Source organism: Dietzia sp. Alg238-R159, assembly GCF_900537145.1.
In the GTDB taxonomy this organism is placed as follows: Bacteria; Actinomycetota; Actinomycetes; order Mycobacteriales; family Mycobacteriaceae; genus Dietzia; species Dietzia kunjamensis.
This window is the reverse complement of sequence record NZ_UNRI01000002.1, coordinates 539654-560877: the sequence shown is the minus strand read 5'-3', so window position 1 is coordinate 560877 and position 21224 is coordinate 539654. Positions and strand designations below refer to the sequence as shown.

At 72.2% G+C, this 21224-nt stretch carries 21 protein-coding genes; 16 read left to right on the top strand and 5 right to left on the bottom strand.

Going from position 1 to position 21224, the window contains the following annotated elements; translation table 11 throughout:
* Positions 1 to 88 precede the first annotated feature (88 nt).
* From G6R20_RS07345 to dapC, 3 genes are all read left to right on the top strand, one after another.
* Positions 89 to 2668 (top strand): bifunctional FO biosynthesis protein CofGH, encoded by a 2580-nt coding sequence (locus G6R20_RS07345; protein WP_163375960.1) that lies wholly within the window; start codon positions 89 to 91, stop codon positions 2666 to 2668.
* Between the two features lie 86 nt (positions 2669 to 2754).
* Complete coding sequence (gene fdxA, locus G6R20_RS07340; RefSeq protein ID WP_067718452.1) at positions 2755 to 3078, top strand: ferredoxin; 324 nt, start codon at positions 2755 to 2757, stop codon at positions 3076 to 3078.
* Positions 3079 to 3083: 5 nt separating this feature from the next.
* Complete coding sequence (dapC, locus tag G6R20_RS07335; protein WP_205475757.1) at positions 3084 to 4196, top strand: succinyldiaminopimelate transaminase; 1113 nt, start codon at positions 3084 to 3086, stop codon at positions 4194 to 4196.
* A gap of 172 nt (positions 4197 to 4368) precedes the next feature.
* Here the strand turns inward: dapC and dapD are convergent, their stop codons facing one another.
* Complete coding sequence (dapD, locus tag G6R20_RS07330; RefSeq protein ID WP_163375958.1) at positions 4369 to 5337, bottom strand: 2,3,4,5-tetrahydropyridine-2,6-dicarboxylate N-succinyltransferase; 969 nt, start codon at positions 5335 to 5337, stop codon at positions 4369 to 4371.
* A 7-nt stretch (positions 5338 to 5344) separates the two neighbouring features.
* On the opposite strand from dapD, the gene dapE reads away from it, so the two are divergent.
* The 8 genes from dapE to G6R20_RS07290 all read left to right on the top strand — a co-directional run bounded on the left by dapE (position 5345) and on the right by G6R20_RS07290 (position 12113).
* The gene (dapE, locus tag G6R20_RS07325) at positions 5345 to 6562 is read left to right on the top strand and encodes a succinyl-diaminopimelate desuccinylase (protein WP_163376099.1); all 1218 of its coding nucleotides are present in this window, start codon (positions 5345 to 5347) and stop codon (positions 6560 to 6562) included.
* An 84-nt stretch (positions 6563 to 6646) separates the two neighbouring features.
* Entirely contained in the window at positions 6647 to 7447 is an 801-nt protein-coding gene (locus G6R20_RS07320; protein ID WP_067718445.1) for a TIGR00730 family Rossman fold protein, read from the top strand.
* Entirely contained in the window at positions 7444 to 8001 is a 558-nt protein-coding gene (locus tag G6R20_RS07315) for a TIGR00730 family Rossman fold protein (RefSeq protein ID WP_163375957.1), read from the top strand. The genes G6R20_RS07320 and G6R20_RS07315 overlap by 4 nt, the downstream gene beginning before the upstream one ends.
* A gap of 80 nt (positions 8002 to 8081) precedes the next feature.
* The gene (gene folP / locus G6R20_RS07310; protein ID WP_163376098.1) at positions 8082 to 8894 is read left to right on the top strand and encodes a dihydropteroate synthase; all 813 of its coding nucleotides are present in this window, start codon (positions 8082 to 8084) and stop codon (positions 8892 to 8894) included.
* 75 nt (positions 8895 to 8969) lie between these two features.
* The gene (locus G6R20_RS07305) at positions 8970 to 9338 is read left to right on the top strand and encodes a DivIVA domain-containing protein (protein ID WP_163375956.1); all 369 of its coding nucleotides are present in this window, start codon (positions 8970 to 8972) and stop codon (positions 9336 to 9338) included.
* A 92-nt stretch (positions 9339 to 9430) separates the two neighbouring features.
* Positions 9431 to 9598 (top strand): DUF3117 domain-containing protein, encoded by a 168-nt coding sequence (locus G6R20_RS07300; RefSeq protein WP_067718434.1) that lies wholly within the window; start codon positions 9431 to 9433, stop codon positions 9596 to 9598.
* A gap of 77 nt (positions 9599 to 9675) precedes the next feature.
* Positions 9676 to 11151 (top strand): M17 family metallopeptidase, encoded by a 1476-nt coding sequence (locus tag G6R20_RS07295; protein WP_163375955.1) that lies wholly within the window; start codon positions 9676 to 9678, stop codon positions 11149 to 11151.
* On the top strand, positions 11148 to 12113 hold the full coding sequence (locus G6R20_RS07290) for a putative RNA methyltransferase (protein ID WP_346010033.1): 966 nt from the start codon (positions 11148 to 11150) through the stop codon (positions 12111 to 12113). The genes G6R20_RS07295 and G6R20_RS07290 overlap by 4 nt, the downstream gene beginning before the upstream one ends.
* Here the strand turns inward: G6R20_RS07290 and glgA are convergent.
* A complete protein-coding gene (gene glgA / locus G6R20_RS07285; RefSeq protein ID WP_069388937.1) occupies positions 12102 to 13268 on the bottom strand; it encodes a glycogen synthase in 1167 nt (388 codons plus the stop codon). The genes G6R20_RS07290 and glgA overlap by 12 nt on opposite strands.
* 143 nt (positions 13269 to 13411) lie before the next feature.
* On the opposite strand from glgA, the gene glgC reads away from it, so the two are divergent.
* Positions 13412 to 14638 (top strand): glucose-1-phosphate adenylyltransferase, encoded by a 1227-nt coding sequence (glgC, locus tag G6R20_RS07280; protein ID WP_163375953.1) that lies wholly within the window; start codon positions 13412 to 13414, stop codon positions 14636 to 14638.
* A 41-nt stretch (positions 14639 to 14679) separates the two neighbouring features.
* Here glgC and G6R20_RS07275 read toward each other — a convergent pair whose 3' ends face one another.
* Positions 14680 to 15288, bottom strand: coding sequence for a hypothetical protein (locus tag G6R20_RS07275; RefSeq protein WP_159148617.1), 609 nt, complete (start codon positions 15286 to 15288; stop codon positions 14680 to 14682).
* Between the two features lie 202 nt (positions 15289 to 15490).
* Here G6R20_RS07275 and sigE point away from each other — a divergent pair, with 202 nt between their 5' ends.
* The 4 genes from sigE to tatB all read left to right on the top strand — a co-directional run bounded on the left by sigE (position 15491) and on the right by tatB (position 18741).
* A complete protein-coding gene (sigE, locus tag G6R20_RS07270) occupies positions 15491 to 16111 on the top strand; it encodes an RNA polymerase sigma factor SigE (RefSeq protein ID WP_163375952.1) in 621 nt (206 codons plus the stop codon).
* A gap of 139 nt (positions 16112 to 16250) precedes the next feature.
* Complete coding sequence (locus G6R20_RS07265) at positions 16251 to 16682, top strand: zf-HC2 domain-containing protein (protein WP_163375951.1); 432 nt, start codon at positions 16251 to 16253, stop codon at positions 16680 to 16682.
* A gap of 10 nt (positions 16683 to 16692) precedes the next feature.
* Complete coding sequence (locus tag G6R20_RS07260) at positions 16693 to 18210, top strand: trypsin-like peptidase domain-containing protein (RefSeq protein ID WP_163375950.1); 1518 nt, start codon at positions 16693 to 16695, stop codon at positions 18208 to 18210.
* Positions 18211 to 18270: 60 nt separating this feature from the next.
* Positions 18271 to 18741 (top strand): Sec-independent protein translocase protein TatB, encoded by a 471-nt coding sequence (gene tatB, locus G6R20_RS07255; protein WP_119191777.1) that lies wholly within the window; start codon positions 18271 to 18273, stop codon positions 18739 to 18741.
* A gap of 99 nt (positions 18742 to 18840) precedes the next feature.
* On the opposite strand, the gene G6R20_RS07250 is transcribed toward tatB, so the two are convergent.
* A complete protein-coding gene (locus G6R20_RS07250; RefSeq protein WP_067718407.1) occupies positions 18841 to 19980 on the bottom strand; it encodes a P-loop NTPase in 1140 nt (379 codons plus the stop codon).
* Between the two features lie 39 nt (positions 19981 to 20019).
* Positions 20020 to 21075, bottom strand: a complete 1056-nt coding sequence (locus G6R20_RS07245; protein ID WP_240341317.1) for a hypothetical protein — start codon at positions 21073 to 21075, stop codon at positions 20020 to 20022.
* Between the last annotated feature and the right edge of the window lie 149 nt (positions 21076 to 21224).

Here is a 21224-nt window from a genome sequence, read left to right as displayed (position 1 = left end):
TAGTGGGCGGGAGCACGCGTCAGGCCCCTGACCACCCGTGGAGCACCGGCCGCTCGCCACGCACGCGAGGTGGGGCATCATCACGGGCATGGATCACGCACCGAACCCCGCCGATCCCCGGCCCACGGCGTCGGCCGTGCGGCGCGCCCTGCGCCGGGCCTCCGACGGGCTCACCCTGGACGTCACCGAGGCTGCCGTGCTGCTCGCCGCGCGGGGCGAGGACCTGGCGCGGCTGACCTCCCTCGCCGCCGGCCGCCGGGACGCCCGCCTCGTCGACGAGGGGCGCCCCGGGGTGGTGACGTACTCCCGCAAGGTGTTCGTCCCGCTGACCCGCCTGTGCCGGGACCGCTGCCACTACTGCACGTTCGTCACAATCCCCGGCAAGCTCCGGGCGGCGGGCGAGGGCATGTTCCTCGACCCGGACGAGGTCATCGACCTGTGCCGCCGCGGCGCGGAGGCCGGGTGCAAGGAGGCCCTGTTCACGCTCGGCGACCGTCCGGAGGACCGGTGGCCCGAGGCCCGGGAATGGCTCGAGTCCCGCGGCTTCTCCTCGACGCTGGACTACGTGCGCGCGATGGCGATCCGGGTGCTCGAGGAGACCGGGCTGCTGCCGCACCTCAACCCGGGCGTGATGAGCTGGTCCGAACTGTCCACGCTCAAGCCGGTCGCCCCGTCGATGGGCATGATGCTCGAGACCACCGCGACCCGGTTGTTCACCACCCCGGGCGAGTGCCACCACGGCAGCCCGGACAAGGACCCGGCCGTCCGCCTGCGCACCCTCACCGACGCGGGCCGCCTCGCCGTGCCGTTCACCACCGGGATCCTCGTGGGGATCGGCGAGAACCGCACCGAGCGCGCCGAGAGCCTGCTCGCGCTGGCCGGGCTCGCCCGCGAGTTCGGTCACCTGCAGGAGGTGATCGTCCAGAACTTCCGCGCCAAGCCGGACACCGCGATGCGCGCCGCGGACGACGCGGACACCGACGAGTTCCTCGCCGCGATCGCCGTCGCCCGACTGGTGCTCGACCCGCGCGTGGCGGTCCAGGCCCCGCCCAACCTCGTCGACCGCGACGACGTGCTGGCCCTGATCGACGCCGGTGTGGACGATCTGGGCGGGATCTCTCCGCTCACCCCGGACCACGTCAACCCCGAGCGGCCGTGGCCGCACCTCGACGAGCTCACCGCCGACCTCGCCGCGCGCGGGTGGACGCTCACCGAACGACTCACCGCGCATCCCCGCTACGTCGGTGCGGGAGACGCGTGGATCGACCCGCGGGTGGCGGGCCACGTCCGTGCGCTGGCGGACCCGTCGAGCGGGCTCGCCGTGGTGGGGGACGACGACGAGGTGGTGCAGCCGCAGGGACGGCCCTGGCAGGAGCCCGACGACGACTGGGACTCGAGCGGACGGACCGATCTGCACACGGCGATCGACTCCGAGGGCCGCAATACGGACACCCGGTCGGACATCGGCGAGGCCTTCGGCAACTGGGACGTCATCCGGGCCCGCGCGGCGGAACTGGGGGCGGCGGCACTCGTCCCCGAGCGGGCCGACGCCGAGGTCGTGGCCGCGCTGCGCGCCGCCGAGGCGGACCCCGCCGGCCTCACCGATGAGCAGTACCTCGCGCTGGCCACCGCCACCGGGGACGGCCTGGCGGCCGTCGCGGGGCTCGCCGACCGGATCCGCGCGGACGTGGTGGGGGACACCGTCACCTACGTCGTCAACCGGAACATCAATTTCTCCAACATCTGCTACACCGGTTGCCGCTTCTGCGCCTTCGCCCAGCGCAAGGGTGATGCCGACGCGTTCTCGTTGTCCGCCGCCGAGGTCGCCGACCGCGCGTACGAGGCGTACGTATCCGGAGCGTCCGAGGTGTGCATGCAGGGTGGCATCGACCCGGACCTGCCGGTGTCCGGGTACGCCGACCTGGTCCGCGCGGTCAAGGAGCGGGTGCCGTCCATGCACGTGCACGCGTTCAGCCCCATGGAGATCTCCAACGGCGCCTCGCGGTCGGGCGTGGGGGTCCGGGAGTGGCTCACCGAGCTCCGTGCGGCGGGGCTGGACACCATCCCCGGTACCGCGGCGGAGATCCTCGACGACGAGGTGCGCTGGGTGCTGACCAAGGGCAAACTCCCCGCCTCCGAGTGGATCGACATCGTCACCACCGCCCACGAGGTGGGGCTGCGGTCGAGTTCGACGATGATGTACGGCCACGTGGACACCCCGCGCCACTGGGTGGCCCACCTGCGGACCCTCCGCGGGATCCAGGAACGCACGGGCGGCTTCACCGAGTTCGTCCCGCTGCCCTTCGTGCACCGCAGCGCGCCGCTGTACCTGGCCGGCGCCTCACGGCCCGGACCGACCCGGGAGGAGAACGTCGCGGTCCACGCCCTGGCCCGCATCATGCTGCACGGGGCGATCGACCACGTGCAGACGAGCTGGGTCAAGCTCGGGGTCGCGGGGACGCGGACCATGTTGCGATCCGGCGCCGACGACCTGGGCGGGACCCTGATGGAGGAGACCATCTCGCGGATGGCCGGCGCAGAGAACGGCTCGGCCAAGACCCCGGAGGAGATCGAGGAGATCGCCACCGGGATCGGACGCCCGGTCCGCCGTCGTGACACCGTCTACGGACCCGCCCACCGACCCGTCGGGGTGACCGTCGTCACATAGGTCGATCGGCTCGCGGGGCGGCTTCCGCATCCGCGTGGCCTGTGACATACCATTCAGGTCATACCGCTACGAGGAAGGTGGCTGACGTGACCTACACGATCGCAGAGCCGTGCGTCGACGTGATGGACAAGTCCTGCGTCGAGGAGTGTCCTGTCGACTGCATCTACGAGGGTGGACGGATGTTGTACATCCACCCCGACGAGTGCGTCGACTGCGGGGCGTGTGAGCCGGTCTGCCCCGTGGAGGCCATCTTCTACGAGGACGACGTCCCGGACGAGTGGACCGAGTACAACGCCGCGAACGCGGACTTCTTCGTCGAGCTCGGATCGCCGGGCGGCGCGGCCAAGGTCGGCAAGGTCGACTACGACCACCCGATGGTCAAGGCGCTCCCGCCCATGAACCAGGAGTGACCCCGGTGGTGTCGCGCCCGGAGCGTCGACCGCCCGGGCGCGCGCTCCCGGTGTTCCCCTGGGACACCCTCTCGGACGCCCGCTCGCGCGCCTCCGCCCACCCGGACGGTCTCGTCGACCTCACCGTCGGTACGCCCGTGGATCCGGTCGCCCCGGTGATCCGCGAGGCGCTCGCCGCAGGCTCGGACCGGCCCGGGTACCCCACGACCGTCGGCACCCCCGCTCTGCGGCGGGCCGCGGTTGACGCGCTGGAGCGCCGGTACGGCGTCACGGGGCTCACTCCCGACGCCGTGCTACCGGCGATCGGCACAAAAGAACTCATCGCGGGCCTGCCCGCCCAGCTCGGACTGGGGCCGGGCCACTCGGTCGTCGTGCCCGAGGTCGCCTACCCGACCTATGAGGTCGGCGCACTGCTGGCGGGGGCCACGGTGGTTCGCGCCGACTCGCTCATGCAGCTCGGCCCGTCCTCGCCGACGTTGCTGTACCTCAACTCACCGTCGAACCCCAGTGGCAAGGTGCTCGGCGTGGATCACCTGCGCAAGGTGGTCGGCTGGGCCCGCGACCGCGGCGTGATCGTGGCCTCCGACGAGTGTTACCTCGGACTGGTGTGGGAGGGCGAGGCGCCCTCGATCCTCGATCCGCGTGTCTGCGACGGCGACCACACCGGTCTCCTCGCACTGCACTCGCTGTCCAAGACCTCGAACCTCGCGTCCTACCGCGCCGGGTTCGTCGCCGGTGACCCCGGCCTGGTCGCCGAGCTGCTCGAGGTGCGCAAGCACGCCGGGATGATGATGCCGCTGCCCGTCCAGGCGGCCATGACGGTCGCCCTGGACGATGACGCCCACGAGGCCGAGCAGCGTGAGCGGTACCGGGCCCGCCGTGCACGCCTGCTGCCCGCGGTCGAGGCGGCCGGGTTCCGGATCGACCACTCCGAGGCCGGCCTGTACCTGTGGGCCAGCCGCGACGAGGCATGCCGCGACACCGTGGACTGGTTCGCCGAGCGCGGCGTGCTCGTCGCGCCGGGCGAGTTCTACGGGCCCGCCGGGGCGCGGCACGTCCGCATCGCGCTGACCGCCACCGACGCCACGGTGGACGAGGCCGTTCGCCGACTGGGCTGAGCAGGCCGCCCGCGTCACCCGGCGTCCCGCCTCGTCCGGTGTCCGGCGTCGCCCGGCCGCCCGCGTCGCCCGGCCGCCCCATAGAGAAGGACGTTCCGCGCACCCGCCTCTCGGGCGACCTGTGCGGAACGTCCTTATCGACGGGGGGTGACACCGCCGATGAGCGTCGGCGTCAGTCGTTGGAGTGGAGATCCGCGTTGAGCTCGACGCCCTCGCGCTTCCACGGCACCGCCTCGACGGCACCGGTCAGGGAGTTCCGGCGGAAGAGCAGGTTGTCCATGCCCGAGAGCTGGCCGGCCTTCACGGGCTCCCGCTCGGCCCAGGCGCCCGCCCGGACGTCCACCTTGGTGCCCGCGGTGACGTACAGTCCGGCCTCGACCACGCAGTCGTCGCCCAGCGAGATGCCGACACCCGAGTTGGCCCCGAGCAGGCAGCGCTCACCGATCGAGATGGTCTCCTTGCCGCCGCCGGAGAGCGTGCCCATGATGGAGGCGCCGCCGCCGACATCGGAATCGGTGCCGACCACGACACCCGCGGAGATGCGACCCTCGACCATCGACGCGCCCAGCGTGCCGGCGTTGAAGTTGACGAACCCCTCGTGCATGACCGTGGTGCCCTCGGCCAGGTGGGCGCCCAGGCGGACGCGGTCGGCGTCGGCGATGCGGACGCCCGACGGGACCACGTAGTCCACCATGCGCGGGAACTTGTCCACGCCGTACACCGTGACCGGGCCGCGGGCCCGCAGCTTGGCGCGCACCAGCTCGAAGCCCGGGACCGCGCACGGTCCGAAGTTGGTCCACACGACGTTGCTCAGCTTGCCGAACAAGCCGTCCATGTTCGCGAAGTGCGGCTTGATGAGGCGATGGCTGATCAGGTGGAGCCGGAGATAGGCGTCGTAGGCGTCGGACGGCGGCTGGGTCAGGTCCTCGATCTCCACCCGCACGGCCACCCTCTCGACCCCCCGGTCGGCGTCGGGGCCGGTCAGCGGCGACAGCTCGGCGGGTACCTCGTCGCCGGACAGCACCCGGTGACCGCCGGCGGACGCGGCGCCCAGCTCCGGCTCTGGGTACCACACGTCGAGAACGGTGTGGTCGGACGTCAGGGTGGCGATTCCGGTGGCCACGGCTCCATGTGCACTCATGGCCCCGATGCTAGCGGTCTGCCCCGACGGGCACGGGTCACGGGCAACTAGGGTGGGGGCCGTGACCGCCGCCCTCGATCTGACCGCCGACCCGGTCGACCTCACCCGCGCCCTCGTCGACATCCCCAGTCCCTCACGGGAGGAGGATGCGATCGCCGCCGCCGTACAGGCCGCTCTCGAGGCGACCGTCGCGGGCTTCACCGGGCCGGCCGCGGGCCGGACGGAGGTGATCCGGGACGGCAACCGGGTCCTCGCCCGTACCTCCCGGGGCCTCCCGACCCGGGTCGTGCTCGCCGGACACCTCGATACGGTCCCCCTGGCGGACAACGTCCCGTGCCGGGTCACCGGCGAGGGGACGGAAAGGGTCCTGCACGGGTGCGGGACAGTGGACATGAAGTCCGGGGACGCGGTGTTTCTGCACCTGTTCGCCGCGCTGGCGGACTCCGACGAGCTGGCGCACGACCTCACCCTGGTGCTCTACGACTGCGAGGAGATCGAGGCCACGGCCAACGGTCTGGGTGTCCTCGAACGCACGCACCGCGACTGGCTGACGGGGGATGTGGCGATCCTCGGCGAGCCGACCGGCGGGCTCATCGAGGCCGGCTGCCAGGGGACCCTGCGGATCCGGGTCCACGCCCGCGGCGTGCGGGCCCACTCGGCGCGGAGCTGGCTGGGCGACAACGCCGTGCACCGGCTCGCGCCGGTGTTGGGGGCGCTCGCGACCTATGAGGCCCGGTCGGTGGACATCGACGGGTGCGTCTACCGCGAGGGGCTGCAGGCCGTGCGGATGTCGGCGGGGGTCGCCGGCAACACGGTCCCGGACGAGGCCTGGCTCGACGTGAACTTCCGGTCGGCCCCGGACCGGGACACCGATGCCGCCCTCGCGCACGCCCTCGACGCCCTGGGGCTGACCGGTCTCCCACGTGTGACGGAAGGGGAGACCCCGCCCGCCGAGCCCGGTCTGTACTGGGAACTCACCGACCTCTCGCCGGGGGCGCTTCCCGGCCTGGGGGCCCCGGCTGCGGCGGAGCTCGTCCGCGCGGCCGGTGGGCGGGTCCGTGCGAAGTACGGGTGGACCGACGTGTCCCGTTTCGCGGCGCTGGGCATCCCGGCGGTCAACCTCGGCCCCGGCGACCCCGGCATGGCCCACAAGCGCGACGAGTACTGTCCGGCGGCACAGATCACCGAGGTCGGCAGGGTCCTGCGCGCCTACCTCACCAGCTAGGGCGGCGAGCGCCCCGGGATCGCCCACGTCCCGGGTACCGCCGCTCCCGGCCCACCCCCAGATCATCGAAGGAGACCCCGGCCCATGGCCCCCAACGACCCCGTGCACATGCGAGGCCCCGTCCTCGTCCGTCGTGAAAAGGGTGGCGAACACACCACCACCGACCAGCGGCTGCTGGACAAGAACCAGGACACCGACTGGCTGCACACCGACCCGTGGCGGGTGCTGCGTATCCAGAGCGAGTTCGTCAACGGATTCGGCGCACTGGCCGAACTGTCGGACGCCGTCAGCGTGTTCGGTTCGGCCCGCACCCGGCCCGGGGACCCGGCGTACGAGCAGGCCGTGGAGCTGGGCCGTGCACTGGTGGAGGCCGGTTACGCAGTCGTGACCGGTGGCGGGCCCGGACAGATGGAGGCGGCGAACAAGGGGGCGTGGGAGGCGGATGGTGAGTCTGTCGGTCTCGGGATCGAGCTGCCCCACGAGCAGGGCCTGAACAGGTGGGTGGACCTGGGTCTGCACTTCCGCTACTTCTTCATCCGCAAGACGATGTTCGTCAAGTACACGCAGGCCTTCGTGTGCACGCCGGGCGGGTTCGGCACCCTCGACGAGTTCTTCGAGGCCATCACCCTCGTCCAGACGGACAAGATCACGAGGTTCCCGATCGTGCTGCTCGGCGTGGACTTCTGGGCCCCGCTGACCGACTGGATCCGCGGCACGCTGGCGGAGGAGGGGATGATCTCCGCGTCCGACCCCGACCTGTTCCTGGTGACGGACTCCGTGGCGGAGACCGTGGAGTACATCCGCGAGGCCCACCACAGGGCGGCGCTGACGTCCGAGGAGCGGGAGGACCTGTACGGCGAGGAGCACCGCGGGGTCGAGCGGTGACGGCGCCGGTCGCCGGTCGTCGTGTCTGCGTCTATTGCGCCTCCTCCACCTACGACCCGGAGTTGCTGGCCATCGCGACGGACGTGGGGGAGGGCATCGCCCGACGCGGGTGGTCGCTCGTGTCGGGCGGCGGCAACGTCTCGATGATGGGTGCGCTCGCCGAGGCGGCCCGGGCCGGTGGTGCACGCACCGTCGGGGTGATCCCCGAGGGGCTGCGGGTCCGCGAGGTCGCCGACACCGCGGCCGACGAACTCGTCGTCGTCACCACCATGCGGGAACGCAAACGGGAGATGGAGGAGCGATCCGACGCGTTCCTCACCCTGCCCGGCGGGATCGGGACCATGGAGGAGATGTTCGAGATGTGGACCTCGGCCTCCCTTGGCTTCCACCACAAGCCGGTGGTGCTCTACGACCCGATCGGGTTCTACCGCCCCTTACTGGACTGGGTCCGAGGGTTGGCGGAAGCCGGATTGGTCAAACCCGAGGCGCTGGCGCGCCTGGTCGTGTGTGACGACCTCGAGGCCGCGCTCGACGCCTGTGGAGGTCGCCGGTGATCGCCGCCGGTCCAGGTGCCGGTCCGGCGCCGGCGCCCACACTGTGTGGCCGCCCGGTCCCGGTCGACCGCCCGCTGGTGATGGCGATCGTCAACCGCACCCCGGACTCCTTCTACGACCGCGGGGCCACGTTCACCGACACGGCGGCGATGGCCCGCGTCGACGAGGTGGTGGCGGCCGGCGCGGACATCCTCGACATCGGCGGCGTCAAGGCCGGGCCCGGCGACCTCGTCGACGCCGCGGAGGAGACCCGCAGGGTCGTGCCGTTCGTGCAGGCCGTGCGTGACCGTCACCCGGGCGTGGTGATCTCGATCGACACCTGGCGGGGCGAGGTCGCCCGGCGCGCGTTGGCGGCCGGGGCGGACCTGGTCAACGACACGTGGGCGGGTCACGACCCCGGCGTCCTCACCGCGGCGGGGGAGGCGGGAGCCGGGTTCGTCTGTTCCCACACGGGCGGAGCGGTGCCACGGACGCGGCCGTTCCGCGTGGGGTATGCCGATGTCGTGTGCGACGTCGTCGACGAACTCACGGCGGCCGCCGACCGCGCACTGGCGGCAGGCGTGCCGCCGGACGGCATCCTCATCGACCCCACCCACGACTTCGGCAAGAACACCTTCCACGGCCTCGAGTTGTTGCGACGGATGGACGAGATCGTGGCGGTCGGGCACCCGGTCCTCATGGCGCTGAGCAACAAGGACTTCATCGGCGAGACACTGGACGCGGGCGTGGACGACCGCGCGGAGGGCACCCTCGCGGCGACTTCGGTCGCGGCCTACCTCGGTGCACGGGTGTTCCGCACCCACGACGTCCCGGGGACGTTGCGCGCCCTCGAGATGGTGGCGTCGATCGTGGGGACGCGCCGACCTGCGCGAACCGTACGCGGCCTGGCCTGACTTGCCGCCCCGCCGCGGGCGGGCCGTGTGCCAGACTGGTCCCGGCGCTAGTCACTACAGGAGGGGAGCACCGGAATGCTCACCATCGTCGTCTACGTGGTCGTCACCCTGGTCGTCGCGGCGGGGTTGTTCGGGCTGTCGCTCGTGGTGTTCGGCCGTTCCGAGGTGTTGCCGCCCGTGACCCGGGACCACACGGTCACCAAGCTGCCGAACGGACCCCTCGTCGGAGACGATATCCGCTCGGTGCGATTCGGCATGTCGGCCCGTGGATACACCATGGCAGAGGTCGACTGGGCACTCGAGCAGGCCGCGGTCGAGATCGACCGGCTCCGGGCCCGGTTGGGCGAGGACGTCACCGTGGCCGGGGACGCCGCAGCGGACGGGGCGCAGAACGGGGTGGACGGTCGTCCCGCTACGGCGTCGGGACGCGGCCGGACGCGCTAGAATCGACACCATCCACTCAGCAGTACCGATCGTGGGCACGGGCGCCCGTACAGTGCGCCGCCCCGCGGACAAGGACGAAGGGAAACGACTCGATGGCGGCTATGAAGCCCAGGACCGGTGACGGACCGATGGAGGCGGCCAAGGAAGGCCGTGGGATCGTCATGCGCGTCCCTCTGGAGGGTGGCGGGCGTCTCGTCGTCGAGCTGACCCCCGATGAGGCGAAGTCGCTCAGCGAGGAGCTGTCGCAGGCCATCTCCTGATCTCTTCGCCCCACCGATGCCGGCGCATCCGACCCTCGTGGCGGGTGCGCCGACTCATATCCCGGAAGGTCCTCCCGATGTCCGCCGTCCCCGGCCGCCCACTGCCCTCGGTCCGTGTCGTCTCCGGTCCCGTCCCCGATGCCGCGCTGGCGGTCGTCACGCGCGCACCCGACCCCGGTCGCACGCCGCTGGGGCGCGCCGACGAGGCGCGGGTCTCCGTCCACGACGGGCGTCCGGTGGTCGAGGTCGAGTTGGACGACTCCACGCCCCGTCCGGGCTGGTCGGGGACGGTGGATCACGGTCTGGCTCACCGGCGGGTGGGCGCCGCGCTGGCCCGCCACGCACGGGACTCGCGGGCCAAGGGGCCGATGACCGTCGCCGTGCCCCGGGCCCTACCGGCGGACCGGGTAGGCGATCTGGTCATCGGGTACCTCCTGGGTGCGCGGGGCCAGGACGTCTTCGCCGCGGACCCCGCACCGGTCGTTCCCGATCTGGTCGTGGAGGTGGCGGCCGGTCCGGGCAGTGGCGACGACGACGAGGTGATCGTCGCCCGCGCGGTGGCGGCGGCCGAGGAGGCCGCCCGGGCCACGGCGATGGCGCGCGATCTCGCCGGGGCCCCCTCCGATCTGAAGACACCCGAGTGGCTGGTGGCCCGGATGGCCGAGGCGCTGGGCGCGGCGGGCATGCGGACCGAGGTCATCGAGGGAGACGGGCTGGTCTCCGGCGGGTTCGGCGGCGTGCTCGCGGTGGGCGGGGGCTCGGCGGCCGGCCCGCGCGTGCTGGTGGCCCGTCGCCCCGGTCCGGGCCCGCGGGTGCTGCTGGTGGGCAAGGGCATCACCTTCGACACCGGGGGGATCTCGGTCAAGCCCGCCGACGGGATGCATCTCATGCGTACGGACATGGCGGGCTCGGCCGCGGTCGTGGCGGCGGCCGCGGCGTTCTGTTCGGACGGGTCGCCCGGGTACGCCGACGTCGACCTGACCGTGGTGGTGCCCTCCGCCGAGAACATGCTGTCCGGTTCCGCCTACCGCCCGGGTGACGTCGTCACGCACGTGGGCGGAACGACGTCCGAGGTCACGAACACCGACGCGGAGGGCCGGATGGTCCTCGCCGACGCGCTCGCCCACGGCATCGCCGAATGCGACCCGGAGGTCGTCGTGGACGTGGCCACCCTCACGGGTGCGATGAAGGTCGCGCTGGGGATGCGCACGGGAGCGGTCATGGCGAACGACGACGACCTCGCCGACCGGGTCGCCGCGGCGGGGGCGGCGGCGGGGGAGCGATGGTGGCGGCTGCCGCTCCCCGACGATCTGCGCCCGGCGGTCCGCTCCGATATCGCCGACCGTCGGCAGGCACCCACGGGGCCGGGTGCCATCACCGCGGCGTTGTTCCTCGAGGGCTTCGTGGACGGTCGGCCGTGGGCGCACCTCGACATCGCGGGGCCGGCCCGCTCGTCCGAGGAGATCGATGAGGTCGGGCCGGTGGCCACGGGGTTCGCGACGCGCACGCTCATGGCGTTGCTCCGCGACCTCGCGGACCGGCCCCGCCCGTGAGTTCCTCCCCGTCAGCACCTGCGGGCTCGGGGCCGGCCGCCCTCGACCGCGTCGTGCCGCTTTTGCGCTGTCCGGTCTGCGGACGGGGTATGGAGGCCGTGGACCGGGCGGTGGTGTGCGCTGCCGGGCATTCGTTCGACCGGGCCCGGCAGGGGCACCTCAGCCTCTTCGGTCCCCGCGGCCGGCGCTTCCCCGGCGACGGAGCGGACCAGGTCGCGGCGCGCGACCTGGTCCTCGGCTCGGGACTGTTCGACCCCCTCGTGGCGATCCTCGCCGGAGTCGCCCGCGAGGTGTTCGCGCCCGGGACCGGCGGCGTCCACGCGGGACCGGCCCGGCCGGTGGTGCTCGAGCCCGGCGCCGGCACGGGCTTCTACCTCGCCGGTGTCGTCGACGCGCTGGCGGGGGCCGGGCGACCGGCCGGCGCGCTCGGGGTCGGCACGGAGATCTCCACCGCGGCGGCGCGCCGACTCGCCAGGGTCCACGATGACGTCGCGGCCCTGGTCGCGGACACCTGGGACGGACTCCCGCTCGCGGACGACTGCGTCGACCTGGTGCAGGTGGTCTTCGCCCCGAGGAACCCGGCGGAGTTCGCCCGGGTGCTCCGGCCGGGTGGCACGTTGGTCGTCGCCGTTCCCGGGCCGGGCCATCTCGAGCCGCTGCGTTCGGCCGGCGGCATGCTGGAGCCGGCCCCGGACAAGTCGGACCGCCTGGACGCGGACCTCGCCGACCACTTCCGCCCCGGCGAGGTGCGTACCGTCGACGTGCTCACCGAGGTCCCCGCCCCGGTGGCCGTGGACCTGGCGCTCATGGGGCCGAGCGGCGTCCACCTCGACAGGTCCGGGCTCGAGGCCCGATTGGGCCCGCAGGACCGCCCGGTCCGGATACACGTCGAGGTGCACACCTACCGGGCGCTGCCGGCCGGGAGGCCGCCTCCACGGCCGGGGGAGCCTCTACAGCAGTGAGGCGTACATCCGATGGGTCTGCTCGGCGATCGCCTCCCACGAGAACCGGGTACGGGCCCGCTCCTTGCCCGCCAGCCCCATCCGGGCGGCCTTGCCCGGGTCCGCCACCAGGTCGTTGACGGCAGCCGCGAGCCCGGCCTCGAATGCGTCGGTCGCGGATGCGTCGTAGTGGACGAGGGTGCCCGTCTCGCCGTCGACGACCACCTCGGGGATCCCGCCGACATCGGACGCCACGACCGCCGTGTCGCACGCCATCGCCTCCAGGTTGACGATGCCCAGTGGCTCGTAGACCGACGGGCAGGCGAAGACCGTCGCGGCGGAGAGGATCTCGATGACCTCCTCGCGCGGCAGCATGTCGCGCAGCCAGAACACACCGTCGCGGGTGGACTGCAGCTCCGCCACCAGCGACTCCATCTCGGCGGCGATCTCGGGGGTGTCCGGGGCGCCGGCGCACAGCACCAGCTGGGCGTCAGGGTGGAAGTCCCGGGCGGCGCGCACCAGGTGGGGCACGCCCTTCTGCCGGGTGATCCGTCCGACGAACGCCACGATCGGCCGGTCCGGGTCCACCCCGTTCCGGCGCAGGACCGAACCCTCGCCGGCGAAGGTCTCGACGGGTGACCACACGGAGGTGTCGATGCCGTTGAGGATCACGTGGATGCGGTCCGGGTCGATCTCGGGGTAGACGCGCAGGATCTCGTCCTTCATCCGGGCGCTCACCGCGACCACCGCGTCGGCTCCCGCGAAGGCGGTGCGCTCCGACCACGACGAGACCCGGTATCCACCGCCGAGCTGCTCGGCCTTCCACGGCCGGCTGGGTTCCAGTGAATGCGCGGACACGACGTGCGGGATGCCGTAGAGCTGCCCCGCGAGGTGCCCGGCGAGCCCCGTGTACCAGGTGTGGGAGTGGACGAGGTCCGCGCCCTCGGCCGCGACGCTCATGCGCAACCCGGCGGAGAGAGTCTGGATCGCGGGGTTGGCGTCCGCGCCCAACTCGGGATCCGGTCGGAAAGCGCGGGCGGTGTCGCGGTCGGCCCCCATGCACAGCACGTCCACCTCGCACAGCGGCCGTAGGTTGGCCACCAGTTCGGTCACGTGCACTCCGGCACCGCCGTAGACCTCCGGCGGGTACTCCCTCGTCATCATCGCTACTCGCACACCGGCCAAGGTAGTCGCTCGGGCCCCCGCCCGAGGCGTGCCCGGCGAACACAGCCCGACCGCGGGGTTACGGTTCGGTACTGGGCGGGGGCAAACCCCACGATGACCGGTCCGGGTGAGGGCGGAGTCGATACGGTGGGGGCGTGAGGAATCAGCCGCACGTCCTAGCAATCGTCCTCGCCGGTGGCGAGGGCAAGCGACTCTTCCCGCTCACGGCGGACCGGGCCAAACCCGCGGTGCCGTTCGGGGGGTCCTACCGTCTCATCGACTTCGTGCTCAGCAACCTCGTCAACGCGGGGTTCATGCAGATCTTCGTCCTCACCCAGTACAAGTCCCACTCGCTGGACCGCCACATCGCCCAGGTGTGGCACATGCGCGGGATGGGCGGCGAGTACGTCGCACCGGTCCCCGCCCAGCAACGTCTGGGCCCCCGCTGGTACACCGGGTCGGCCGACGCGATCCTGCAGTCGCTCAACCTGGTCTACGACGAGAAGCCGGACCACATCGTCGTGTTCGGCGCGGACCACGTGTACCGGATGGACCCCAGGCAGATGCTGGACCACCACATCTCCACCGGCGCCGCCGTGACCGTCGCGGGGATCCGCGTCCCGCGCAGCGAGGCGTTCGCGTTCGGCTGCATCGACGCCGGCGACGACGACCTGATCCGCGGCTGGGTCGAGAAGCCCTCCGACCCCCCGGGAACGCCGGATGATCCGGACGCGACCTTCGCCTCCATGGGCAACTACATCTTCACCACCGACGCCCTCATCGAGGCGCTCAAGGCGGACGCGGAGAAGCCCGACTCCACCCACGACATGGGCGGCGACATCATCCCGGCCCTCGTCGAGCAGGAGCGGGCCTACGTCTACGACTTCGCCCTGAACAACGTCCCCGGCGAGACGGAGCGCGATGCCGGGTACTGGCGCGACGTGGGCACCATCGACGCGTTCTACGACGCGCATATGGACCTGGTGTCGGTGCACCCCGTTTTCAACCTCTACAACTCCCTGTGGCCCATCCGGACCCAGCAGGACAACCTGCCGCCGGCGAAGTTCGTCAACGGCGGCATGTCCCAGGAGTCCATGGTCGGCTCGGGGACGATCGTCTCCGCCGCCACCGTGCGCAACTCGGTGTTGTCGAACAACGTCATCGTCGAGGACGGGGCGGTCGTCGAGGGCAGTGTCCTCATGCCGGGCGTCCGCATCGGTCGCGGGGCCGTGGTCCGCAAGGCGATCGTCGACAAGAACTGCCACATCGGCGACGGGGACCTGATCGGTGTGGATCACGAACGCGATCGCAGCCGGTTCCCGGTCAGCGCGGGCGGCGTGGTGAGCGTCGCCAAGAACACCACCACCTCACTGCCGGGTTGACCTCGCGCCCGGGGGGTGAACCCTCGGGAGGGGACGACCGCTCAGAGGGTGACCACGGTCAGGCCGGTCCCCACGGGGAGCACCGTGACGTGCGCGCGCTCGGGCAGCCCCGCGTCCTCGGGCAGCGGGGCGTGCTCACCCATCAGGACCAGCGCGCCGCCGGCGCGCAACAGCTGGTGGGATCGGGAGATTACGCGCGGCACCGAATGCGCCGGGACGTCCGCGACCACGAGGTCGTAGGCGCCGTCCGCGAGCTTGTCCGCCACCTCGAGCGGCCGGGCGGCGATGTAGCGGGCGGAGGAGGCGGGATGGCCCGCGCCGCGGACGGCCGATCGCGCCGCCTCGAGGTGATGCGGGTCGTCGGTGATGCAGGTGACCACGGTTCCGGAGCCGGGCGCGGCCGCCGCGAGGATCGCCAGAGCGGGGACTCCCGGCGCGGGGGTGATGCACACGGCGGCGCGGGTGCCGTTCAAGCGGGCCACCAGGCGGATCGCGTCCGCGGTCAGGGCGTCCGGCGAGGCGGCCCCGAGTTCCTCGGCCTCGGCCCGTGCGGAGGCGTAGAGCGAGTCGTCGACGAGGGCGGCGCTGCGTTGCGCCATCCCGTCGAGACCGGAGCGATCGGTGGCGGGGACATCAGAGGAATCGGACACCTGAGCAGCGTATCCCCGACCGGGGAGGCAGCGGTGACCAACGCGCGGTGATCGGATCGGTATCAGACTCTCAGGGCTGTCTCAGTACGCGTATACCGTGAGGACAGCCCCGTAGGGAAGGGTGGGCACACGTCGCGCCACGAGGGCGCGGCCACCACCGCGCGGGCTCCCACAGGCCCGGGCCGGAAGGCGGCGGCAGCGCATGTACTCACGAACCGTGCACGGGACGGCAATCGCACCGGTCGCCCTCGGCGAGGCGGCCGGGACCGCTCGTTTCGACGCCACCGGCGAGGCTACGGACATGCCGTCCTGGTCCGAGCTCGTCGCGCAGCACGGTGACCATGTCTACCGCCTGGCGTACCGCCTCTGCGGGAACGCCCACGACGCCGAGGACATCACCCAGGAGGCGTTCATCAGGGTGTTCCGCTCGCTGGACCGCTACAAGCCGGGGACCTTCGAGGGCTGGATGCACCGCATCGTCACCAACCTGTTCCTCGATTCCGCACGCCGGCGCGGGCGCATCCGCTTCGAGGCGCTGCCCGAGGACGCCGAAAGGGTGCCCGGTCGTGAACGCAGCCCGGAGCAGGTGATCTCGGAGGAGACGTTCGACCCCGTCCTGCAGACCGCGCTGGCCAACCTGTCCCCGGAGTTCCGCGCCGCCGTGGTCCTCAGTGACATCGAGGACCTCAGCTACGAGGAGGTCGGACGCATCCTGGGCGTGAAGATGGGCACGGTCAGGAGCCGGATCCACCGCGGACGGGCCGCGTTGCGTGCGGAACTCGAGGCGGCCGGGGTCACCGGCGCCCACCAGCGCATCGACTGATCCCTCGGGCGATCGGCACAACCCGCGTCCGTACCGGGAACAGCGGGTGGCGGTGCGGGAACCCTACGAGTACGCCGGACGTTGACACCTCGACGGGGACTCAGACGAGCCCACGAGATGACCGGAGAAGGGGAGGGGCGTGGACAGACACCTCCACGGACGCGGACCCGGCCCCGAGTTCACGCTGTCGTTCGACTCGGCGCGGAAAGTGGTCGACAGGACCGGCCCGCCCCGCGCCAGAGAGAGCTTCCTGTCCACCGACCACCTCTCCACGGAAGCCGCCGCAGCCTATGTCGACGGTCGGCTACCGCCCTCGGGGCAGTCCCGGGCCGACGCCCACCTGGCCCGGTGTCCGCACTGTCGTCGGGAGGTCGAGGACCAGCGTGAGGCACGCCGCGCACTGCGCGGATCCGGCCCCATCCAGATGCCCCGCGAACTCCTCGAACGGCTGCGGTCACTCGAGGACGCACCCGATCCGGTCACGCGGACGGGCCCCGATCCGGTGGCCGGGTCCGAGGAGACCCACGGTTGGTCGAGACTGCTTCGCCGGCTGTGGCGACGCGGCAACTAGGGTGGGCCGGGTGGAGGACGACACAGGCGCGCCCGGGCACACGGCGCGGGACGGGGAACCGGACCGCCCGCTTCGTGAACCCGCCCCGATCCATCGGCCGGCCGTGGGCGAGGACGAAGTCGCCCGGTTCGCCCGACCCGACGGTGTCACCGGTGGATTCGACCCGTCCCGAGTCGGTGCCGCCGCGCACCCCGGCCCGCTCCTCAGCAGCGACGCCGACCCGGCCCTCGAGCAGGCCTTCGCCCCGGCCCCCGGGACCGCGCGGGGCATCGAGCGGCATCCGGCGTGGCAGGACGAGTCCGAGGTTTCACCGCCGCCCGCTCCGGACCCGTGGCGCGACCCCGACGCCCCGGTCGGGTACGGCGCACCCGCAGTGCCCGCCACTGCCGACCACGAGCCGGTCGACCTGTCGGGCGCGGCCGGGGCCCCCGCTGCCAGGCTCTCGCTGTCCGAGGCACTGTTCGAACGTCGGCTGAGCAGTCAGGCCGTGGCCGGCGCGACCGCGGCCGTCGCCGTCGTCGCCCTCGTCGCGGGCGCCATCGGCGCCGTCGTGGCGGACTCCGCGCGCGTCCTCACCACCTCCACCGTCCGGATCGCCGACGCCCCGGAGAACGTCCTTCGATCCGACAACCCGATCGGTGAGGTCGCCCAGCGCGTCCAACCCGCCGTCGTCAACATCTCGGTGTCCACGGCGTCAGCCCAGGGGGAGGGCTCCGGCATCGTCATCGACCCACAGGGCTACATCGTGACGAACAACCACGTCGTCACCATGGACGGCGCCGCCGACCGCGCGGACATCGATGTCATCTTCCCCGACGGCTCCAGGGCCTCGGCCGAGATGGTGGGGCGTGACCCCGCCACCGACCTCGCGGTCCTCAAGGTCGACGACGTCCAGAACCTCACCGTCGCCACCCTGGGGGACTCGGACGACGTCCAGGTGGGGGAGCAGGTCATCGCCATCGGCTCGCCCCTCGGACTCGCCCGCACCGTCACCGAGGGCATCGTCTCGGCGACCCGGCGCCCGATCGCCCTCGGGGAGTCCACCTCGGACGGCGACGTGGTGATCGACGCGATCCAGACGGACGCCGCCATCAACCCCGGCAACTCCGGGGGACCGCTCATCGACGGGACCGGAGCGGTCATCGGTATCAACACCTCCATCTTCACCCAGTCCGGGGGTTCCATCGGTCTCGGCTTCGCCATCCCGGTCAACGACGTCCGCGAGATCGCGACGTCGCTCATGACCGACGGGGCGGTCCGCCACGCCACGATCGGCGTCAACGCCCGCAAGGCGGACAACGGGTCGGTGGAGGGCGCCGAGATCGTCAACGTGCGTGAGGGCTCGCCCGCCGAGGAGGGCGGACTCCGGGAAGGGGACGTCGTGACCAGGGTCGGTGACCGGCAGGTGCGTTCCTCCGATGAACTGGTGGTGGCCGTCCGTCGCGCCGGGGCGGACGTCGACGTCCCGGTCGAGGTCATCCGCGGTGGAACGCGGGTCGAACTGACCGTGCGCCCCGCGCTGGGCTGACCGGGGGCACCGGACGACTCGGGTTCCCACCGGTGAGCCCGGCGACGTATCCTGGCTGCGATGTTCACAAACGTGGGGTGGTCCGAGCTCCTGGTGCTCGGCGTGGTGGCGTTGGTGGTCCTGGGGCCCGAGCGCCTACCCGAGGCCGCCCGTTGGCTGGCCTCGGCGATCCGCAAGGTCCGTGAGTTCGCCAGCAACGCCCAGCAGCAGCTCAGGGACGACTACGGGACGGAGTTCGAGGAGTTCCGCGAGCCCCTCAAGCAGCTCAACGACCTGCGTGGGCTGAGTCCGCGCGCGATGGTCACCAAGCATCTCCTGGACGGTGACGACTCCCTGTTCTCCGGGGACTTCGGAGCCGCTGCGCCGGCGGGCGCTCCCGCGGTCGCCGCCGGGGCGGGAACCGCGGGAACGGCCTCCGCCGACCCCCGCCGGTCGACGGCGCCGCGGACCGCCGGCACCGCACCCGTCCGGGACACCCCGGCGCCGCCGCCCCCGTCATCGGGACCCGTGTGGGACAGCGACGCCACCTGACCCGCCCTCACGACCGGGCCCGGCGTCGCGTCCGGCCCGACCCGCGGCGGACAGACGGCACGAACGGCTGGGGGCTGAGCCCCCGGCCGTCGCCGTCCGTCAGAGGTGCCGGGTGGTATCGATCCCGAGGTTCATCCCCGCCAGGCCCCGGGGGCGCACGGCCAGACCGTCCGCGATCTCGCGGTATGCGCGCCCGGACGGCGAATCCGGCTCGGCGAGGACGATGGGCGTGCCCTCGTCCCCGTGCTCGCGCACGGCCTGCTCCAGGGGGACCTGACCGAGCAACGTGACGGGTGCACCGACCGAGCGGGACAGATTGGCCGCCACCTCGGCACCGCCACCGGTTCCGAAGACATCCATCCTGGTGCCGTCGGGCAGCTCGAGCCATGACATGTTCTCGATGACACCCGCGATGCGCTGACGGGTCTGCAGCGCGATCGATCCGGCCCGCTCGGCCACCTCTGCGGCAGCCTGCTGGGGCGTGGTGACCACGAGGATCTCCGCGGAGGGGATGAGCTGCGCGATCGAGATCGCCACATCGCCCGTGCCGGGGGGCAGGTCCATCAGCAGGACGTCGAGATCACCCCAGTAGACATCCGCGAGGAACTGCTGCAACGCCCGGTGGAGCATGGGCCCGCGCCACACCACCGGGGTGTTGCCCTTCGTGAACTGTGCGATCGAGATGACCTTCACGTCGTGCGCGACGGGCGGCAGGATCATCTGCTCCACCTGGGTCGGTCGCGCGTCGGTCCCCAGCATCCGCGGGATCGAGTGGCCGTAGATGTCGGCGTCCAGTACACCCACGGAGAGCCCCCGCGAGGCGAGGGCCGTGGCGAGGTTGACCGTCGCGGTGGACTTGCCGACCCCTCCCTTGCCCGAGGCGACCGCGTAGACGCGGGTCAGGTTGCCGGGCTGGGCGAACGGGATGACGGGCTCCGCGGCATCCCCGCGCAGATGCTTGCGCAGTTCGGTGCGCTGCTCGTCGCTCATCACGTCGAGCTCGACAGCGATCTCGCCGACGCCCGGGACGTCGGCCACCGCCGTGCGGACGCGGTCGGTGATGGTGTCCCGCATCGGACAGGTGGCGACGGTCAGGTAGATGCCGATGTCGACCCGGCCCGTGGCGGGGTCCACCTCGACACCCTTGACCATGCCGAGCTCCGTGAGCGGCTTCCGGATCTCCGGGTCGTCGACCTTCGCCAGGGCGGCCCGGATCAGTTCTTCGCTGGGTGCACTCATGATGCCCCGAGTCTAGGCGTCACGGCACCGGGTGACGATTCAGGCAGGCGGCGGCGGCACGCAGAACGGAGGTATGCAGGGCAACTCGATCACGGGCAAACCCGGTAACGCGGGAGCCGGGGGCGCCACCGCCGGAGGCGCCGGGCGTTCGGGCGACGGCGCCGGAGTCGGCGTCGCCGACGGCGAAGGGGAGGCGCTGGGCGCGGGCGGGGCCGGAGTCGTCGGGGGCTCGACCTCCGTGCAACCGGGCACCGGGGCCTCGGGCTCACCCGGAGCAACGGGCTCGGCTGCCTCGGTGGGCTCGCCCTCCCACCCCTCGGGGCATCGCTCGGGCGGCTCCGGGGGTTCGATGGTGGGTTCGGGCTGGTGGATCTCCGGCAGGTCCGACGGCAGCGGGACGGCGTTGACCGCATAGCCGTGGGCCCAGGCGTTCACGTTGGCGACATAGGCCAGCGAGTTGTTGTAGGCCAGGACCGCCCGGGTGCGGGCGGCGGGATCGGCCATCGATCCCCCCTGCCCACACAGGAGGGACGCCGCCGACAGCGCGCCGTCGTAGATGTTGTTCGGATCGGCCACCCCGTCGTCGTTGGCGTCGCGACCGAGACCGGCCCAGGTCGAGGGAATGAACTGCACGGGGCCCACCGCGCGGTCGAACTCCGCATCGCCGTCGAACCGGCCCCCGTCCGTGTCGGTGATGACGGCGGTTCCCGGAAGGCTCCCATCGAGGCGGGGGCCCAGGATGCGGCCGATGGTGTTGCCGTGGACGTCGAACCGACCACGTCCCTGGTTGGACTCGACCTGGCCGATACCGGCCAGGAGAGTCCAGTCCATCTCGCAGGCGGGCTTCTCCGCATCGAGGCGGTCCGCGGCGCGGTGATAGGCGTCGAGGGCGATGCCGGGGATGCCCAGCGGCCCGTCCGGGATGGTCGCCGGCTCGATGTGGGCGGCGCCGGGGTCCTCCGGTGCGGCCGGTTCCTCCTCCGGGGACGGCTCTGTGGTGCGGGAGGTGGCGGGAGCCTCGGTCACCGTCGGCGTGCTGGGCGCGTACTCGGCCAGCGGAGTGATGTCCGGCGGCGCGGGGCGACTGGTGTCCATGTTCAGTCCCACGGCCGACAGCACAGCGATCGCGCTGGCGGTAACGGCGGCACTGGTCAGAACCCGGCGATCGGCGTTGTGCGCAAAACGGCGCAAGACTTCCCCCTACGACTTCCCGGTCGGCCCAGCGAACGTGCTGCGCCCCACGA